This is a genomic window from Xanthomonas sp. NCPPB 3583 (genome assembly GCF_041475715.2).
Lineage (GTDB): Bacteria > Pseudomonadota > Gammaproteobacteria > Xanthomonadales > Xanthomonadaceae > Xanthomonas > Xanthomonas euvesicatoria.
Map to the genome: position 1 here is coordinate 4,481,583 of NZ_CM191263.1, position 17,319 is coordinate 4,498,901.

The 17,319-nt window shown below is 66.7% G+C and carries 19 protein-coding genes and 1 tRNA gene; 7 read left to right on the forward strand and 13 right to left on the reverse strand.

The annotated features are described in order from the left end of the window. Nucleotides 1-89 precede the first annotated feature (89 nt). Entirely contained in the window at nt 90-1,205 is a 1,116-nt protein-coding gene (locus ACCQ07_RS19280; protein ID WP_008574769.1) for an alpha/beta hydrolase family protein, read from the forward strand. A gap of 78 nt (nt 1,206-1,283) precedes the next feature. Here ACCQ07_RS19280 and rarD read toward each other — a convergent pair whose 3' ends face one another. After that, nucleotides 1,284-2,192, reverse strand: coding sequence for an EamA family transporter RarD (gene rarD, locus ACCQ07_RS19285; RefSeq protein ID WP_218505233.1), 909 nt, complete (start codon nt 2,190-2,192; stop codon nt 1,284-1,286). Further along, nucleotides 2,189-3,133, reverse strand: a complete 945-nt coding sequence (gene yedA, locus ACCQ07_RS19290) for a drug/metabolite exporter YedA (protein WP_031424669.1) — start codon at nt 3,131-3,133, stop codon at nt 2,189-2,191. Before yedA ends, rarD begins: the two co-directional genes overlap by 4 nt. A gap of 31 nt (nt 3,134-3,164) precedes the next feature. Here yedA and ACCQ07_RS19295 point away from each other — a divergent pair, with 31 nt between their 5' ends. Next, a complete protein-coding gene (locus ACCQ07_RS19295; RefSeq protein ID WP_057681246.1) occupies nt 3,165-3,638 on the forward strand; it encodes a Rap1a/Tai family immunity protein in 474 nt (157 codons plus the stop codon). Nucleotides 3,639-3,974: 336 nt separating this feature from the next. Here the strand turns inward: ACCQ07_RS19295 and ACCQ07_RS19300 are convergent, their stop codons facing one another. From ACCQ07_RS19300 to rocF, 7 genes are all read right to left on the reverse strand, one after another. Then, the gene (locus ACCQ07_RS19300) at nt 3,975-5,627 is read right to left on the reverse strand and encodes a M28 family metallopeptidase (protein ID WP_425510583.1); all 1,653 of its coding nucleotides are present in this window, start codon (nt 5,625-5,627) and stop codon (nt 3,975-3,977) included. A 401-nt stretch (nt 5,628-6,028) separates the two neighbouring features. After that, on the reverse strand, nt 6,029-6,973 hold the full coding sequence (locus ACCQ07_RS19305) for an MBL fold metallo-hydrolase (protein ID WP_228729717.1): 945 nt from the start codon (nt 6,971-6,973) through the stop codon (nt 6,029-6,031). A 128-nt stretch (nt 6,974-7,101) separates the two neighbouring features. Continuing rightward, entirely contained in the window at nt 7,102-8,391 is a 1,290-nt protein-coding gene (locus ACCQ07_RS19310; RefSeq protein WP_031424672.1) for a tryptophan--tRNA ligase, read from the reverse strand. 166 nt (nt 8,392-8,557) lie between these two features. Next, complete coding sequence (locus ACCQ07_RS19315) at nt 8,558-8,767, reverse strand: CsbD family protein (protein ID WP_003486601.1); 210 nt, start codon at nt 8,765-8,767, stop codon at nt 8,558-8,560. Nucleotides 8,768-8,994: 227 nt separating this feature from the next. Then, entirely contained in the window at nt 8,995-9,129 is a 135-nt protein-coding gene (locus tag ACCQ07_RS19320; protein WP_005914328.1) for an entericidin A/B family lipoprotein, read from the reverse strand. A gap of 74 nt (nt 9,130-9,203) precedes the next feature. Next, nucleotides 9,204-9,356, reverse strand: a complete 153-nt coding sequence (locus ACCQ07_RS19325; protein WP_011348912.1) for an entericidin A/B family lipoprotein — start codon at nt 9,354-9,356, stop codon at nt 9,204-9,206. A gap of 106 nt (nt 9,357-9,462) precedes the next feature. Then, entirely contained in the window at nt 9,463-10,386 is a 924-nt protein-coding gene (gene rocF / locus ACCQ07_RS19330; protein ID WP_071117706.1) for an arginase, read from the reverse strand. Nucleotides 10,387-10,706: 320 nt separating this feature from the next. On the opposite strand from rocF, the gene ACCQ07_RS19335 reads away from it, so the two are divergent. From ACCQ07_RS19335 to tmk, 5 genes are all read left to right on the forward strand, one after another. Then, nucleotides 10,707-11,159 (forward strand): roadblock/LC7 domain-containing protein, encoded by a 453-nt coding sequence (locus tag ACCQ07_RS19335; protein ID WP_008576438.1) that lies wholly within the window; start codon nt 10,707-10,709, stop codon nt 11,157-11,159. Between the two features lie 63 nt (nt 11,160-11,222). Beyond that, entirely contained in the window at nt 11,223-11,582 is a 360-nt protein-coding gene (locus ACCQ07_RS19340; protein WP_003486613.1) for a roadblock/LC7 domain-containing protein, read from the forward strand. A gap of 96 nt (nt 11,583-11,678) precedes the next feature. Then, a complete protein-coding gene (locus ACCQ07_RS19345) occupies nt 11,679-12,596 on the forward strand; it encodes a hypothetical protein (RefSeq protein WP_008576439.1) in 918 nt (305 codons plus the stop codon). Beyond that, nucleotides 12,593-13,135, forward strand: coding sequence for a GTP-binding protein (locus tag ACCQ07_RS19350; protein WP_003486615.1), 543 nt, complete (start codon nt 12,593-12,595; stop codon nt 13,133-13,135). Before ACCQ07_RS19345 ends, ACCQ07_RS19350 begins: the two co-directional genes overlap by 4 nt. Before the next feature lie 470 nt (nt 13,136-13,605). Then, complete coding sequence (tmk, locus tag ACCQ07_RS19355) at nt 13,606-14,286, forward strand: dTMP kinase (RefSeq protein WP_071117707.1); 681 nt, start codon at nt 13,606-13,608, stop codon at nt 14,284-14,286. A gap of 307 nt (nt 14,287-14,593) precedes the next feature. On the opposite strand, the gene ACCQ07_RS19360 is transcribed toward tmk, so the two are convergent. The 4 genes from ACCQ07_RS19360 to birA form a co-directional block, all read right to left on the reverse strand. Beyond that, nucleotides 14,594-14,669 (reverse strand) — tRNA-Thr (locus ACCQ07_RS19360). Between the two features lie 30 nt (nt 14,670-14,699). Further along, nucleotides 14,700-15,611: an SPOR domain-containing protein gene (locus ACCQ07_RS19365; protein ID WP_083347927.1), complete on the reverse strand. Its 912-nt coding sequence runs from the start codon at nt 15,609-15,611 to the stop codon at nt 14,700-14,702. 9 nt (nt 15,612-15,620) lie between these two features. Beyond that, nucleotides 15,621-16,349, reverse strand: a complete 729-nt coding sequence (locus ACCQ07_RS19370; RefSeq protein ID WP_029820639.1) for a type III pantothenate kinase — start codon at nt 16,347-16,349, stop codon at nt 15,621-15,623. Beyond that, a complete protein-coding gene (birA, locus tag ACCQ07_RS19375) occupies nt 16,346-17,311 on the reverse strand; it encodes a bifunctional biotin--[acetyl-CoA-carboxylase] ligase/biotin operon repressor BirA (RefSeq protein WP_071118149.1) in 966 nt (321 codons plus the stop codon). Before birA ends, ACCQ07_RS19370 begins: the two co-directional genes overlap by 4 nt. Nucleotides 17,312-17,319: the final 8 nt, after the last annotated feature.

Genomic DNA, 17,319 nt, shown 5'->3' on the forward strand with positions numbered 1-17,319 from the left:
CTGTCATGGTTCTGTCACCGCAGTGCGGTAGATGCGCCAGCCGGGCAGGCCGTAGCCTGCTCGGCCGTTTGCTCCATCGATCGATCGCCATGACGCGCCTGCTTCTGCTGGTCTGCGCCTGCCTGTGGCTGGCCGGCTGCTCCTCTTCTTCGACCTCGCTCAGCGAGCGCCTGGTTGCGCCCGGTGGTACCTCGCCGCTGCTGGACGAAGAACGCATTGCCGCCACCATCGCCACGGTGCCCAATCGCAGCGGGCATGTGGTGACGCGCGATGGCGTGCCGATCTTCTGGCGCGCGATCGACCCCGGCCAGTACGCCATGCACTATCGCTACACGGGGCAGCGCAGTGACCCGGCGCATGCGCTGGATGTGGATTTCAGTTTCAAGGCACCGACTGCCAAACCGCCGGCGCCGCGCGGCACCGTGGTGCTGCTGCACGGCTGGATGATGGATGGCGACTCGCTGCTGCCCTGGTCGCTGCAGCTTGCGCAGGCCGGCTACCGCGTGGTCACCATCGATCTGCGCAACCATGGTCATTCCGGCGGCGGGCCGTCCGGCTACGGCACGCGCGAGTCCGACGACGTCATCGATGTGCTCGACGCCCTGCAACCACGCGGCGAAATCCGCGGGCCGCTGTATCTGTTCGGCATTTCCTACGGCGCGGCCACCGCGCTGTTTACGGCCGACAAACTCGGCCCGCGCGTGACCGGCGTGGTGGCGATGGAATCCTTCGCCAATGCCGGGCGCGGCATCCGCGACATGGTGCCGCACCTGCTCGCCAGCCAGCCGCACGGGTGGCGTGGGCGGGCGGTGGCGGCGTATGCACGCTGGCGCTATGCCGACCAGAATATCGACGCGGTGATTGCAGCGGCCGACACCCAGCTCAAGCTGGACCTGGACCGTGTCGATGTCGCGCACGCCCTGGCCGACACGCGCAGCTGCGTGCTGCTGTTGCACGGCGATGCCGATCAACACATTCCGGTGGCGCACGGCCGTGCACTGGCCCTGGCCAGTGCGCGTGCGCATTACCTCGAACTGCCGGGCGAAAACCATTTGAGCCTGCCGCTACGGCTGGACGTGCTCGGCGGGCCGATCGACCAATGGCTGGCACAGGTGCACCAAGACCCCAGCCATTGCCCTGCACCGCAGGCGCTGCCCGCGTCCACGCTGGCCGTAACCAACCCCCTGGCGATGCCGCAGAGTTGAGCACGGCAATCGCGCACGCTGACGCGAAGCAATCGCACTGATGAATGCCACACGCACAGCGTGCAGGGTGGCGCTGACTCAGCGCGTCACCACCGGCTGCCGCGACCGCACCACGCTGTCGCCGACAAACAACAGCAAACCCACCCAGATCGCGGCAAAGCCCATCGCGCGCCCCTGATCGAACGGCTCGTGGAAGAACCACACGCCCAGCAGCAACTGCAGGCTCGGCGCGATGTATTGCAGGATGCCCACCAACGACAGCGGAATGCGCCGCACACCGTAGGCGAAACCGATCAACGGCAGCGCCGTCACCACGCCACCGAAGATCAGCATCGCGTCGGTCCGCAGGCTCCAGCCGCTCAGGAACGCGCCGCCGTGGCCCTGCTCGCCCCACGCCGCCAGCAGCAACGCCGGCACGAACAGGTACACGCTTTCCACGCCCAGCCCGGCCACCGGATCCACCGCCACCAATTTGCGCAGCAGCCCGTAAATACCGAAGGACACCGCCAGCCCCAACGCAATCCACGGCGGCGCGCCGGCATCGATGGTCAGCCACAGCACGCCCGCCGCCGCGCAGGCCACCGCCACCCACTGGATGCGACGCAGGCGCTCTTTCAACACCAGCACGCCCAGCAAGACGCTCAGCAGCGGGTTGATGAAGTATCCCAGGCTGGCCTCGATCACATGCCCGGCGTTGATCGCCCAGATGTACAGGCCCCAATTGAACGCGATCGCCACGCTGCTGCCGGCCAGCATGCCCAGCGCGCGGGGCTGCGCCGCGATGCTGCGCCACCAGCCCAGGCCCGAGCTCGCCAGCAGCCAGGCCACCACCAGCACCGTGCTCCACACGATGCGGTGGGCGATGATCTGCAGCGACGGCACCGCCTTGAGCAGATGCCAGTACACCGGCACCAGCCCCCACAGCACGAAGGTGGAGGCGGTGATCAACAACCCGCGGCGTGCTTCCTGCGACGACACCGCGCTCATCGCCGCGCCTTGGCGAAGGTGACCACCAGCACGCCGGCCAGAATCACCGCCATCGCACCGATGTCCTGCGCGCTGAAGCGCTCATGGCCCAACCAGGCACCCAGGCTGACCGCAATCACCGGGTTGACGTAGGCGTAGCTACCGGCGAGCGCAGGACGCACGTGATGCAGCAGCCACACGTAGGCGGTAAACGCCACGATCGAGCCGAACACGCACAGGTACGCCACCGCCAGCAGTCCTTGCGGGCTCGGCCACACCTGCGGGCGCTCGCCGATCAGCAGGCCGGTACTGACCAGCAGCACGCCGCCGCACACCATCTGCCCGGCAGCGGTCATGAACGGCGAAGGCAGATCGCGCCCGCGCGACCACACCGACCCGAATGCCCAGCCGATCGGTGCGATCAGCAGCAACACCAGGCCAACCGGCGTCGCGGTCAGGCTGCTGCCGGCGTTGAGCCACACCACGCCCACAAAGCCAATCACGATGCCCAGCCATTCGCCGCCGCTGGCATGCTGCCCGCGCAATGCGCCGAACAAGGCCATCCACAACGGCACCGACGCCACCGCCGTGGCGGCCAGCCCGGACGACACGCTGCGCTCGGCCAGCACCACCATGCCGTTGCCGAGCAGCAGCAACGCCGCACCCATCAGCGCCACGTTCTTCCACTGCGCGCGCGTTGGCGCCGCCACGCCGCGCCAGCGCAGCACGCTGTAGAGCACGCTACCGGCGACGATGAAACGTGCCCCGGACACCATCGTCAGCGGCTGCGCGCCACCTTCCAGCGCAAAGCGGATCGCCAGATAGGTCGAGCCCCACACCACGTAGACCAGCAACAAGGCGAGAACGACTAACCCGCTGCGCGCAGGCGCGGCAGCATCGTGAGAGGAAGACATCGGAACAGTGCCAGGCAGTGCAGCGGAACCTTCGATTCTAGAGCACATGCCAAAGCCCACGCCGCACCTCGGTCGCGCTATGGTGCACTTCCCACCGCATCCGAGCGTGCAGATGCAGCACCCTCTTCGCTGGCTGGCCCTGGCCGCCTTGTTCGCAACGTCCGCCACGGCATCGGCGCGTGCCCCCGAGCCGTGGGAACTCAGCGGCCGCAAGCTGATCGACGCCGGACTGGACGGATCGCTTGCGCCAGAAATCACCGCGCCGGAGCAACGCGAGTTCAAGGTGCTTGTTTCGGCCAGCCGCGCCGGTGCGTATCTGCTCGGCGTCGCCAGCGCCAGCTATCGCACCGGCTGGTGCATGCCGGCGGGCAGCACCGGCTCGCCCGATCTGCAGGCGGTCATCGCCGATATCGGCGCGCTGCCCGATACACGCCAGGACCAAGCCGCACCTGACTTGATCGTCCAGGCGCTGGCAAAGCGCTATCCGTGCAGCGGCGGCGACAAAAGCACGCGTGCCGGCGGCGGCAACTCACCCAACGCCGCCAAGCCGTAGGCACGCCTATGCGCAGTCGTTCAATGCCATGGCATTGATCACAATGCCAGCCTGTGTACCGAGCAACGACAAACGTCCCGAGCGGCCGTCTGATGAGCGTGGACGGCGCGCGGGATCCGCACACGCACAAGCAAATGCAGGCCACCGAGCAGCGGCTGCGTTCGCTTGGCGTCGCGCTCAGTCATCCGATGCGCATGGACAGCGTGCAGGACCCCGAATGTACGAGCGCACAGGCCGCATCGAATCCAGCTGCGCCCGTCTGGCGATCAGCGCAGTCGTCTTGGTCGCTGCGCTTGGCCTCGCTCGAGGGCACGGCGCCCTCTCGCTCCTGCGCGCTTACTTGCGCACCGCATCGCTCTTGGCACGGATCGCCTTGAATTCCGAGCCATCCTGCCAGCTCGGCCACTGCCGGCCATTGGCCAGCGCCACGCCCACGTCGTACACCAGCGTGGTATCGGCGGCATGGCCGCTGGCATCCCATTGCGGGGTCCAACGATCGCACGGCTGGTGGTAGCAATCGGCGAAATACTTTTCGCGCAGTGCCTTGCCTGCCGCGACGCCGCCGTCGAGCATGTCCAGGCCGGGGCCGGCGGTGATCGCCGGCACACCCATGCGCGCGAACGCGAAATGATCGGCGCGGTAGAAGAAGCCTGCTTCCAGATTCGGATCCGGCAAATAGCTGCGACCACGCGCCTTGGCGGCGGTTTCCAGATCGCCCTCCAGCGACACCCGCCCACGTCCCCACGAGGCGATGTCGCGGGTCGGGCCATCGGGGCTGAACATTTCCATGTTGAGCACGGCCACGGTCTTGTCCAGCGGCGCCAGCGGATGCGCGGCGTAGTAATTGGCGCCGAGCAGGCCTTTTTCTTCGGCAGTCAACGCAATGAAGTACAACGTGCGCTGCGGCTTGGGGCCGGCTGCGAACACGCGCGCCAGTTCCAGCACGCTGGCCACGCCGGTGGCGTTGTCCACGGCGCCGCGTCGAATCGTATCGCCACCGGCATCGGCCTTGCCGATCCCGAATGCATCCCAGTGCGCGGAGAAAATCACCGTCTCATCCGGATGCCGGCTGCCGGTGAGTTTGGCCACCACGTTATGCGTCACCACACGCTCGCGCTTGAGCTTGAAATTCACCGACAACGCCGCATCGCCCAGTGCCACGGGCGCGAAGTCGCGCTGCTGCGCACGCGCCTTGGCCTGTTCGAAATCCAGGCCGGCCTGCTTGAACAACGACACCGCCAATGCACGCTGCATCCAGCCGCGTACCGGCACGTGCTGCGCGCGGGCATCGGCATCGCTGCGCTCGATGTCGAACAACGGCGACATGCCCGAACTCTGCACCGTGGCCCAGCCATACGCCGCCGGCGCCGTCTCGTGCACGATCAATACCCCGGCCGCACCGCGCCGCGCCGCCTCTTCGTACTTGTAGGTCCATCGGCCGTAATAGGTCACGGCCTTGCCGTCGAATGCGTCCGGCTGCGGCGATTCGAAATCGGCATCGTTGATCAGCACCACCGCAATCTTGCCGCGCAGGTCCACGCCCTTGTAGTCGTCCCATTGGCGCTCTGGCGCACTGATGCCGTAGCCGACGAAGACCAGTGGCGCGTTCTTCAACGCGACCGCCTGCTGCGGACGCAGGCTTTGCAGGGTCACATCGTTGCCATTGACCAGCGCCTGGGTCTTGCCCCCGACGCGCAGGCTTGCGCGCACCGGGCCATCCACCTGCGCGCGCACCAGCGGCACGGCCTGGGTCCAGCTGCCCTGCTCGCCGCCTGGCTCCAGGCCAGCCGCCTTGAATTGCTCGACCAGGTAATCGACCGTGCGCTGCTCACCGGCGCTGGCCGGCGCGCGCCCTTCGAATTCGTCCGACGCCAGCAAGCGCACGTGACGCGACAATGCCTCGGCATCGATGCCACCGCCCGGCAGATCGTTGGCGGCCTGCGCCACACCTCCTACAAACAGGCAGGCAGACAACAGCAGGATGCGCATCGGATTCACGGTGAGGCCTTGCAACGGTAGATGACACATAGTTTACAAGCGTGCGACCAACACCGGAGCGCAATGACACGAGAATGCAGTCGATCGCATGCATGGCCAAGCGCGGATGATCTCCGGTGTGGCTGCAAGGCGCTTGCGCGTGCGCCATCAAGATGGTCGATGTGCACTGCTTTCAACAACACCACCAGCCAACGTTCTGGTGCGGTGTCCTCACCGATTGCGGGACCGTTGGCGGCATGGAGGCTGCCATCGAGCCCCCATGGACGGGTTCACGGCGTATCCCGCGAGCGGTGAGGGCAACCGCGCACCCGACTGATCCGGCCTTAGCTGCCCCAGAACGACGCGACCACGCACTACAGCGTTCGAGAGGGTGTGTCACCCCTCAACCAGCGCTAATGCATGCGCGCTGCACGATCCAGCCAACATCCCAACCCCTGTGCATTGAGCTCGATGTCCGTTGCCAGCAGTTGCTCCACGGCGGCATCGTCCAACCGACATCCATGTTGGCGTGCGCGTTCCAGATACAGTTCGGTCAATGCCGCCACCATGCAGCGATGCCGGTCCGGACGCTGCGCGCAGCCCAGCGCAATGTCGGTCATCGCATGAATCTGCTCGCCCAGCGCCCGCGCCAACGGTTCTGGCGAGGTGACACGGCCGTAATGGGTCAGATACATCGCCTCTGGTGCGGCGTCCATCAGGCGCGCGATCGACTGCAGCATGGCCTCGGGTTCGAATTGCACCGGCGAGGACGTCGGCACGATGAAAGCGCCACGCGCACTGTCCAACTGGCGATACGACAGGCCGAAGGTGTCGCCGGTGAACCAGCTGCGGCTGCGCGCATCCCACACGCATAGATGATGGCGCGCATGTCCAGGCGTCTCGACGGTGCGCAGCGCGCGCTTGCCCAGCATCACGGTATGACCCTCGCCGGCCGCGACCACACGCTCGGCCGGCACCGGCTCGATAACGCCGTAATGGCGCGCCATGTCCGCCTCGCCATACACCGCGGTGGCGCCGGCAATCAGCCGCGCAGGGTCGATCAGGTGCGGTGCACCGCGCGGATGCACCAGCACCTGCGCATTGGGCAAATGCCGCAACAAGGCTCCTGCACCGCCAGCATGATCCAGATGCACATGGGTCAGGATCAACCACTCCACCTGCGCTGGCGCCAACCCGGCCGCCTGCATCGCGGCCAGCATCTGCGGGACCGACAGCGAGGTACCGCAATCGATCAAGGCGGCCTGCTGCGCTTGGACCACCAGATACGCCGCATCGAATTGCACGCCGCCAAAGCCGGTATCGATGGTATGGATGTTGAACTCGGCTGTCGCTGTCATTCGCACCCCGCGGCGGTTGTCGGAACTGCAGTGTAGGCCCAAGCCTGGCGTCGCGGTCGCGCATGTCGCCACAGGCAGGACCTACGCAACCACAACAACCCACCTCGACGCCTGTTGCGCCGCGCAGCTCACGCCTCGCGCAAGGCATCCATCGCGGCAACAATCACGTCGGCATCCACCTGCGCATGCACGCCCGGCAGCTGCAGATCGCTGGCTTGGGTAGCCTGCTTCAACCGTGCGATCACCTGTCCGGCATCGCGTGGCGAAGCGAAGCCATCGCTCTGCAGCAGCAATGCACCCGCGCCATCGTTCAACTTGAAATAGAACTGCCCATCGCTTTCACGATATTGCTTGAACACCGGCAGTGCGACCTTTTCGCTGGACTGCACCGCCGCGGTGGCGGCCTGGCTGGACAGATCGCGCAAGCCCACCGCATCGCGCAACTCGGCCAGCAGGGGAGTGGCATAGCGCGCGCGCAGACGTGCACCACCGGCGCGCAGGATCGCTTCAATCTTGGCTGGCTCTGCCATCAACGCCTCGTAGCGCATACGCAGCGGCGCAATTTCTTGATCGATCCGCTCGAACAACTGCTGCTTGGCATCACCCCAGCCGATGCCGTCGGCAAACGCCTGCGCAAAGGCGGCAGATTCCTGCGGTGTGGCAAACGCCTGGTACAGCTGAAACAACGCCGACCCCTGCGTGTCCTTGGCTTCGCCCGGCGCGCGCGAATCGGTCAGGATGGAAAACACCAGCTTGCGCAATTCCTCGCGCGGTGCAAACAGTGGAATGGTGTTGCTATAGCTCTTGCTCATCTTGCGGCCATCCAGGCCTGGCAAGGTGGACACCTGCTCGTCGATCACCGCTTCGGGCAAGGTGAAAAAGTCGCGCCCGTAGACATGATTGAAACGCTGCGCGAAATCGCGCGCCATTTCGATGTGCTGGATCTGGTCGCGCCCCACCGGCACCTTGTGCGCATTGAAGATCAGGATATCGGCCGCCATCAGCACCGGATACATGAACAAGCCTGCGGTGACGCCGGCATCCTCGTCCTCGCCATCGGCGCGGTTCTTGTCCACCGCCGCCTTGTAGGCATGCGCGCGATTGAGGATGCCCTTGCCGGCCACGCAGGTCAGCAACCACATCAACTCGGTGGTCTCGGGCACATCGGACTGCCGGTAGAACCACACCTTGTCCGGGTCCAGGCCGCAGGCCAGCCAGGTGGCGGCGATTTCCAGTGTCGAACGCTGCGTGCGCGCCGGGTCCTGCGCCTTGATCAGGCTGTGCAGATCGGCCAGGAAATAGAAGCTCTCCGTATCGGCACCTGCACTGGCCTGGATGGCCGGGCGGATTGCACCGACATAATTGCCCAGGTGCGGGGTGCCGGAGGTGGTGATGCCGGTAAGGACACGGGTGGTCATCTACGTCATGCCAGGGTGGGGTAGCCCCCAAGTTTAGCGGTTCCGCACTTTTGCCACCGCCGCAGGCGCCGGGGAGTTGGCTCCACGCTCGAACGCAGAACGGGCCGCACCGGGCGGCCCGTCGTCTGCAAGCTGCTCGCCTCAACGGCGGCAGACCGGCGCACCCTCAGGTGTCGTCGCGCAACGACTTTTCGAACGCGCGCACTTCGGTCTGGGCGCGATCGCGGTCCCAGCCATAGCGCTCCTGGAGCTTGCCCTGCAGATATTCGGCATTGCCTTCGGCAACCTTGAAATCGTCGTCGGTAAGATCGCCCCACTTCGCCTGGGCCTTGCCCTTCAACTGGGTCCACTTGCCGGAAATGATGTCACTGTTCATGCGATGACTCCGCTGATGCGGTCGCGATTGACCGTGGCGCCAGCCTGCCCACGCGGGCGTTGGTCCGGGATCAAAAGGTGTCAAACCGCCGATCACCGCACTGAACCGTTGCCTACTCCCGCCGCTGGTCGCACTGCATGTTGCATGCGTCGACAGAAGCCGCCTTGTACGTAAAGCACGCACAAAAAACGGGCCTTGCGGCCCGTTTGTTTGCATGCGGCGTCGGATTACTTACGCGCTGCGTCTTCCACCTTCTCGCCAGCGCCCTGCACGTCCTTGCCGGCGCCTGCGACGGTGTTGCAACCCGCCAGCATTCCCACCGACAACATCGACAGCACCAGCAGCACAATTGCACGCTTCATAACACACTCCTCAGGGGTAAAGCGGCGCGTTGCCGCAGATCGATCAATTCAACAGGGCCACGCGATGTGACGGATCAGCACTTACCGTCGCTGCATTTTTCGGCCGTTTTCTCGACCTTGTCGCCCGCACCCTGCATGTCCTTGCCGGCGCCGGCCACGGTGTTGCAGCCCGTCATCACGCCGGCCGAAAACAGGCCCAGCACCATCAGTGTCAGCAGTCGCTTCATCGCTTGTCCTCGTTCTATCACGGTGCCAGCGCACCTGGCTTGGCGCCAAATCTGACTGCGCGGCCGTGGATTTGATGTGAACGCGTCCCGGTGCGCTCGGTCCGGATCAATCCCGCATCAGCGTCGACTTGCCGAACAGGCTCTCGACCAGATCCACCGCCAGTTCGGCGGTCGCATTGCGGTTGTCCAGCACCGGGTTGAGTTCGACGATATCCAACGAGCCCATGCGCCTGGTGTCGGCAATCATTTCCATCACCAGTTGCGCCTCGCGGTAGTTGGGGCCACCGGGCACCGTGGTGCCCACGCCCGGCGCGATGCTGGGGTCGAGGAAGTCCACATCGAAACTCACGTGCAGGTGCGTATCGGCGCTCATGCCCTGCAACGCAGCTTCCATGGTGCGCTTCATACCGGCTTCGTCGATGTAGCGCATGTCGTACACATCGATGCGGTGCTGCTTGATCAGCCGCTTTTCCTCCGGGTCCACCGAGCGGATGCCGATCTGCCGCACCTGCTCGGGCAACAACGCCGGCGCACTGCCGCCCAGGTGGGTCAGCGACTCGGGCCCCAGCCCGCACAGGCAGGCCACCGGCATGCCGTGCACGTTGCCCGAAGGAGTCACCTCGCTGGTGTTGAAATCCGAATGCGCATCCAGCCACAGCACCCGCAACGGCCTGCCCTGCTCGCGGCAGTACTTGGCCACCGCCGTGATCGAGCCGATACCCAGGCAATGGTCGCCACCGAGCATGATCGGCATGCGCCCGGCACGCAGTTCGGCGTAGCTGGCGTCCATCAGCGCCTGGTTCCACGCCACCACTTCGTCCAGATGCCGGTAGCCGGCCTGCGGCGCCTGCCAGGGATTGCGCGGACCATCCAGATTGCCCAGATCGCGCACCTCCACGCCGCGGCCGACCAGCGCCTCCTGCAAGCCGGCGATGCGTAGCGCCTCCGGCCCCATGCGCGCGCCGCGGTGGCCCGCGCCGATGTCGGTGGGAACGCCAATCAAGGAAACCGGCACGTACTGCGTTGCCATGCATTGCTCCAGTATCGATAAAGCCGTGCAGTCTAGTTGCCCGCCCGCACAGTGACGCGCGGCAGCGCAGCACGCATGTCGCCCGTACTGAACAGTGCGAGCAAACGCGAGGTTTAGATCTGCCTCTTCGCGCCGCTATCGTGACGTACCAAGGCACTTTGTGGCGCACCGGACTTTGCCGATTCTGCCTGTCTGACCGCCCAGTTAAGCACCACGGGCGAGCGTGACAGCCTGCTCGGATCCGGGTGGTATGGTGCGCCGCCCGGCGCGGCACACCACGCACGTACGCGCCCGGGCTATCACGCAACAAGGGGATTTTCATGCCGCACAACGCCGTCAACCAGGTCGTCAAGGCTGCCGTAGGCGAAGTCCCGCGGGCGTTGCATTTCTACGATCTGCAGCGCATCGGTCACGAGTTTGCGCAGACCATCGAACGTGAGCCGGGCATCCGCCTGTTGATGCTTTCCACGGCCGACGGGCGCGCCATCACCGAGCGTTCCAGCCTGGACGTGGACAGTCGCCGGCTTGCCGCGATGGCCAATTCGTTCCTGACCCTGGGCGAGACCCTGGCGCGCGAATCCAGCCTGAAAGAGGCCGATTACGCCACCGTCAGCACGCGTGCCGGGCAGCTGGTGCTGATCCGCATCCGCGCCGACAAGCCGCTGACGCTCACCGCAGTGGGCAGTGGCGACATCAATGCCGCTGCGCTGTTGTTCAATGCGCGCGATTGCGCCGGCCGCCTCGCCACCGTGTTGACCCCGCCGCAAGGCTGAGCACCTGGCACTGTTCGTGCATGCCGCAAGGCACCCATTCCTCATCGTTTCCAAGGACCACACGTGTCAAAACTCAATCTGGAACACCTGCATTCGCTGGCCGGCTTCGTCGGCGCGGCGCTGGTCGATAGCGACAGCGGCATGGCGCTGGGCATGACCGGCGGTGCCGAGCTCAACCTGGAATTGGCGGCGGCCGGCAACACCGAAGTGGTGCGCGCCAAGCGCCGCATCGCCGAACAGCTCGGCCTGAACGACACCATCGAAGACATCCTGATCACGCTTGCACGCCAGTACCACCTGCTGCGCCCGCTGGAAAGCAACAGCACGCTGTTCCTGTACGTGGTGCTGGACCGTGCCAAGGCCAACCTGGCCATGGCCCGTCACGAGCTCAAGGCGTTCGAAAAGACCCTCGATTTCGGTTGATGCCGACAGCGCGGTGCCAGCGCATCGCCTGATCCAGCCTGCCGGTGCAGACCGGCAGGCATCTCGTAATCCAATGCGCCGCTACGGCGCCAGCTCATGACCACACCCATCAACGCCATGCGGGTCGCCACGGCCGGCCTGGACCTGCTGCACACCACACGCCTGAAACTGGCGTGCTCGCTGCTGCTCGCCGACCGCATCGACGTGCAGTTGGGCCAATGGCCGCAGCACGCGGCCGATGTGGTGGTACTGGGCCTGGACAGCGCCGATGGCTTGGCCGCCTGGCAGGCATTGCAGGGTCAACCGGTGCGGGTGCTGGTGGTGTCGCGCACGCCCGTGGCTGGCGCGTGGATCAAGCACGGCGCCACCGTGCGCGAACTCAACGAACACATGCGCCTGCTGTTGTCCTCGCCGCACGCTACCCCGGTCGCGGAGCCGGCATTGCTGCTGCGGCACTGCCGTGGCGAATTCGGTGCCGGCGCAGCGACGCTGCAGCATGCGCAGTTGCAGGTGCGTGTGGACCCGGGCAATGGCTGCGTGCAGTTGCCCGCTGGCGTGGCGCTGGCGCAGGTCATCGCCGCGCTGGACCGCTCGGGCTGGCACGTCGTGCCCGACCTTGCCGCGACCGCGTTGCCCCAACGCATTTCCTTCGAAGCGCTGTTTTTCGCCCTGCCCGAGCATCTGCGCCAGGCGCTGCCGGCAGTGGAACCCGGCCATGCGCTGCAATTGCGCCAGTGGCCGGAATTGACTGCAGAGACCAGCTCGCCAGCCCAGTTGCTGGCCATCGCCCACCTGCATGCACGGCCCTGGCGCCCGCAGGCGCTGGCCAATGCTTGCAAGCTGCCGCTGCAAACGGTGGAATGCCTGTTCGCCGCTGCACTTGCCAGCGGCCTTGCCCAGACTGCGGAGATTCCCGTGCCTGCAACGCAGCGCCGCCCAGATGGCGGCAACACGCGGTTCTTTTCCTGGGTCGCACGTCGGTTCGGCCTTTCCCTCTTCCAGGCGCAGTCATGAGTCTTCCAGCCAACAAGCTGGTGTTCGTCGGCGGCATGGGCGCCGGCAAGACCACCGCAGTGCGCTCCATCTCCGATGTGGAGCCGGTCAGCACCGAAATGCCGCTCAGCCAGGACGCCTACGGCGACAAGACCTACACCACCGTCGCGCTGGACTACAGCTCGATCGAGCTGGAAGACGGCGAGCTGCTGCATGTCTACGGTGTGCCAGGCCAGAAATACCTGGATTTCATGTGGCCGCTGGTGTGCGACGGTGCGCTGGGTGTGATCGTGCTGACCAACGCACGCGACCCGCAGATGCTCACAGCCACGCTGGAGTTGTTGCGCGAGTTTTCGCAGATCGCACCCGAGGCCAGCCTGGCGGTGGGCATCACCATGACCGATGAAGTCGAGGATTTCCTGGTGCCGCCCTTTCGCGAGGCCTTGGTGGCCGAAGGCTTCCGCGTACCGGTCATGCGCGTGGATGCGCGCTCGGCCACCCAGATCACCTTCCTGGTGAAGTCGCTGCTGTCCTATCGCTACACCTCGGCGACCAGCTGATCGAAAGCGCGCCTGGCGCCGGCGCCGGGTACGGCCAGCAAGACAAGGAATCTGGTCACGACGGTGCCTGAGCGGGCGTCACGCGGGGGATGCCGCCTCTAGGGTGGCGGCGACGCGTCCGTCTTCCTTGAAGCCAAAAACACGACTCAGTCGCGAGACGCGTGTGCAGTGTGTCTGACTTGTTCAGTATGGCCCGCAGCCAGAAGTCAGGATATCGGGACATTTCCGACATCGCGCAGGACATACCGGCGATAAGTCTTTGGCAATATCCGCCACAGCGCACGTCAACTCATTCTGTTTCCTCCCATCGCGCGCCGCCGGGCGCGTCACCGCAACGCTGTCGCTGCATCGTCGCGTATGCCATGTGCTCCTGCGGCTGACTTTTGCCAGGCGCGTGTCGCGCAGACTGCACGCTCTTCATCGCCCTGCTGCCGGTTAGGTTCATCGCCACGATCAGCTAAAGTAGCGCGATGACAATCGAACTGAAGCCCGGCGGCTTGCTGATCGCCATCGAAGGCATCGACGGCGCCGGCAAGACCACGCTCGCTCGCCGCCTGGCCGCCACCCTGGACGCGGCCGGCGCGCGTGTCGTGCTGAGCAAGGAGCCCACCAACGGCCCATGGGGCACCCAGTTGCGCCAGTCCGCCGCCACCGGCCGCCTGAGTGCAGAGGAAGAAGCCGAGCTGCTCATCCGCGACCGCCACGAACACGTGGACACCCTGATCGCGCCCGCGCTGGCACGCGGCGACATCGTCATCCTGGACCGCTACTTTCCCTCGATGGTGGCCTACCAGGGCGCGGCCGGTCTGCCGCTGGACGAACTCCTGGAGCGCAACGCCTTCGCGCCGCGCCCGGACGTACTGCTGCTGCTCGACCTGCCCCCACCTACCGGCCTGGCCCGGATCCGCGCCCGTGGCGATGCGCCCAACCACTTCGAAACCCAGGACAACCTGGAACGCTGCCGCACGATTTTTGCCGCGCTGGACTTGCCCGGCAAACACGTGGTGGACGCCAGCGCCGATGCCGACAGCGTGCTGCGCCAGGCCCACGCCATCATCGTGGCCGCATTGGCCGACCGACTGAGCGGCGATGCACACACAGACACCGGCAAGGCCGCGCTGGAACTGCTCTCGGCCGGCCGCCCGGCCTGAGTGCTGCACCTCGCATGGCGCGATCAACATCGCGCGATGCGCGTGCCATGGTGCACGCCACTTGAAGCGGCGACCGAACGGGGCGAGCAGCCTTCAAAGTGAGCGTGGATAGCACGCTCAAAAACCGGAGCGCGACGCACCCTCCGGCTTACAAAACGCTGGGCACGCTAACGTACGTTGGGACAGATGGCGGCAGGCAACGCGCCATCGTGCCTGGTAACCAGTTGATGCAAAGATTCCACACCGCGTCGCGTGCCCGAACCGCAGCAACGTCAACTGTGATTGCCACGTCTGCGTGGATCGAAGATGGTGCCGACACCCGGATTCGAACTGGGGACCTACCGCTTACAAGGCGGTTGCTCTACCAACTGAGCTATGCCGGCGAAGGCAGGCGCGTCGCGCCGGTGCGCATTCTAGCGCAGCGCGGCGCAATCTAGCGAACGCTGACGGGCGGCACCGGCAGCCCCTTGCAGGGCGTTGGTGGCCGCACTGGTGCGGACATCGATCCACCACCGCGATTGCCCGTTGCCGCTGGGCACCAGTTGCGCCGGGAATCCTGCGCCGACCAGGCTGGCCTGACGCCGCTCGGCGCGCTCGCGGCTCTGGTACTGGCCCAGCGCCACGGTGTTGTCCTCGCCCTGCGCGATCACGTAGTAGTCGCCCATCCCGGCCGCGGCAATGCGCTTGACCAGGGCCTGCGCGGCCGCGCGATCGCCCACGTTGGGCAACATCACCCGAAACGTGCTGATGCCGGCGTCCTTGTCCTCGCGCACGTTGGCGCGACTGGCCTGCCCACGCACGCGTGCCAGCGCCGCATCGGCATCGGCGCGTGCCGCAAAAGGTCCCAGGCTGGCGCAGCGCTCCGCGGCAGGCGGGGATGGGGCGGGCGATGGTTGTGCCGCCGCCGCGGCGACGCCTTTGGCCGGTTTCGCAGCAGCGTTCGCCGCTGCCGACGTCTCAGCTGCACCGCGCGGCGCTTGCGCTGCGGCAGTGGTGGCCGATGTCGGCGCTGCAGACGTTGGCGCGGCGGGACCGGCAACTGCCGGCGTGGTCGGCGTGGGTACCGATGCAGGCCCGGATGCTGTCGATGGCGATGGCGCCGGTGCTGTCGACGCACTCTCTGCCGCAGACCCCGATCCCGTACGCGCTGCAGCCGGCAGCCCAGGCCCGCCAGCACCGGTCACTGTCGGCAGCAATTCCAGCCGCGCCACACCGGTCGGCTGCAGCGGCGCCGGCGGTGGTGCCGGTGGCGGCTGCAAGGCCCACCACAACGCCACCCCGGCATTGAGGACGATCAAGACGACGATGAGCGCGCGGACATACATGCGCCGATTCTACGGGGACGCCGCAGCGGTCGCCCACGTCGCCAGACCATCCAGCACCAGGGCCGCGCGGAACGAGGCATCGGGCAGCAGCGGCAGCAACGGCGGCGCGCCACCGCCATGCACCAGCAGCCGCACCGGAACGCCCAGGCTGCGTTGGGCGTGCTGCAGGCTGCGCTCGATCAGCGCCACCGCCGCGCCATCGCAGCCGGAGGTCAAGGCATCGTCGGTGTCGATGGCCAGCTCGACGTAATCGCCGCCGCTGGCCGGCAGTTGCACCGCGCGCGCATGCAGCGCTTCGCGCATGGTGGTCGGCGAGGCGGCGATGCGGCCGCCGTGATGCAGGCCATCGGCGCCGAGCACGTCGATGGTCAGTGCGGTGCCCACGCCGGCCACCAGCACCGGCGCATCGCCCCGCGCACCCAGCAACGCCAGAAAGCGGTCCACGCCGAAGCGGCTCGGGTCGGCATAAGCAATCCGGACGCCGGCGCATTCGGCGGTGGTCCGCACGATGCGCACCTGCGTAAAGCGCTCCTGCAGGCAGGCGATCATGCGTTGCGTCAATGCCGGCGCGGCCACGCTGGCAACATACGCAATACGCCCGGACGGCAGCGCCGCCAGCGCCGCCGCGTCCATCGCCTCGGCGCCATGCGCCCACGCCTGCACCTGGCCGGCACGGTTGCCGTGCAGTGGCGCGTACTTGAAGCGCGAATTTCCCAGGTCGAACAACCACTCGCTCATGCAGGTCTCACGCTCACTTCTCCGGAGTGGAACAGGCGCACTGTCTCGCCCAGTTGCACCCGCAACGCGCCGTCGGCCGCCAGGCCGAGCGCGACGCCACGATGGTGGGTGCCGGCTTCCTCGACTTGCACCGTACGCCCGTGCAAGACATCCAGGTCTGCATAACGCCCCAGGAACGGCGCCAGCCCCTGCGCCTCGAACAGGTCCAGCGCCGGCAGCAACCCGGACAGCACCGCTGCCGTCACCTGGTCGCGCGACACCGGGCCGCCGGCCAGGGTATCCAGGTCGATCCAGGGCTGGTCGATGCTGGCCGCTGCGGTCGCCGGCATGTGCACGTTCAAGCCCAGCCCGATCACTGCACGCGCGTTGCCGGCCATCTCGCCGCCGCCTTCGATCAACAGGCCGCCCAGCTTGCGCTGCCGCGCCAGCAGATCGTTGGGCCACTTCAGCCCGACATCGGCAAACCCGCAACCACGCAAGGCTTCGGCCACTGCGACCCCCACGGCCAAGCTCAGGCCTGCGAGTTGGCCCAGCCCGCCATTGAAACGGCGCGACGCCGACAGATAAATGTGCGCGCCCAGCGGCGAGGTCCATTGACGCCCGCGCCGGCCACGGCCGCCGGTCTGACGCTCGGCCAGCAGCACCGCCACGCCCTGTTCGGGCGCCGGCTGCGCCAGCAGGCTGGTGTTGGTGGATTCCAGCGTCCAGGCCACATCCAGCGCCGCCAGCCCAGCTGCCGCACCGGGGGCCATGCCGGCGCGAATACGCGCCGCGTCCAGCAGATCCAAGGGCGTGGCCAGGCGATAGCCGTCACCGGCCCGCCCTTCGATGTCGACGCCGGCCGCACGCAGATTCTGGATGCGCTTCCACACCGCCGCGCGGGTCAGCCCGGCATCGCGCGCCAACGCATCGCCGGACAACCGGCCACCGGCGAGTTTGGCCAGCAACGCACGGTCATCCACGGCTGCGG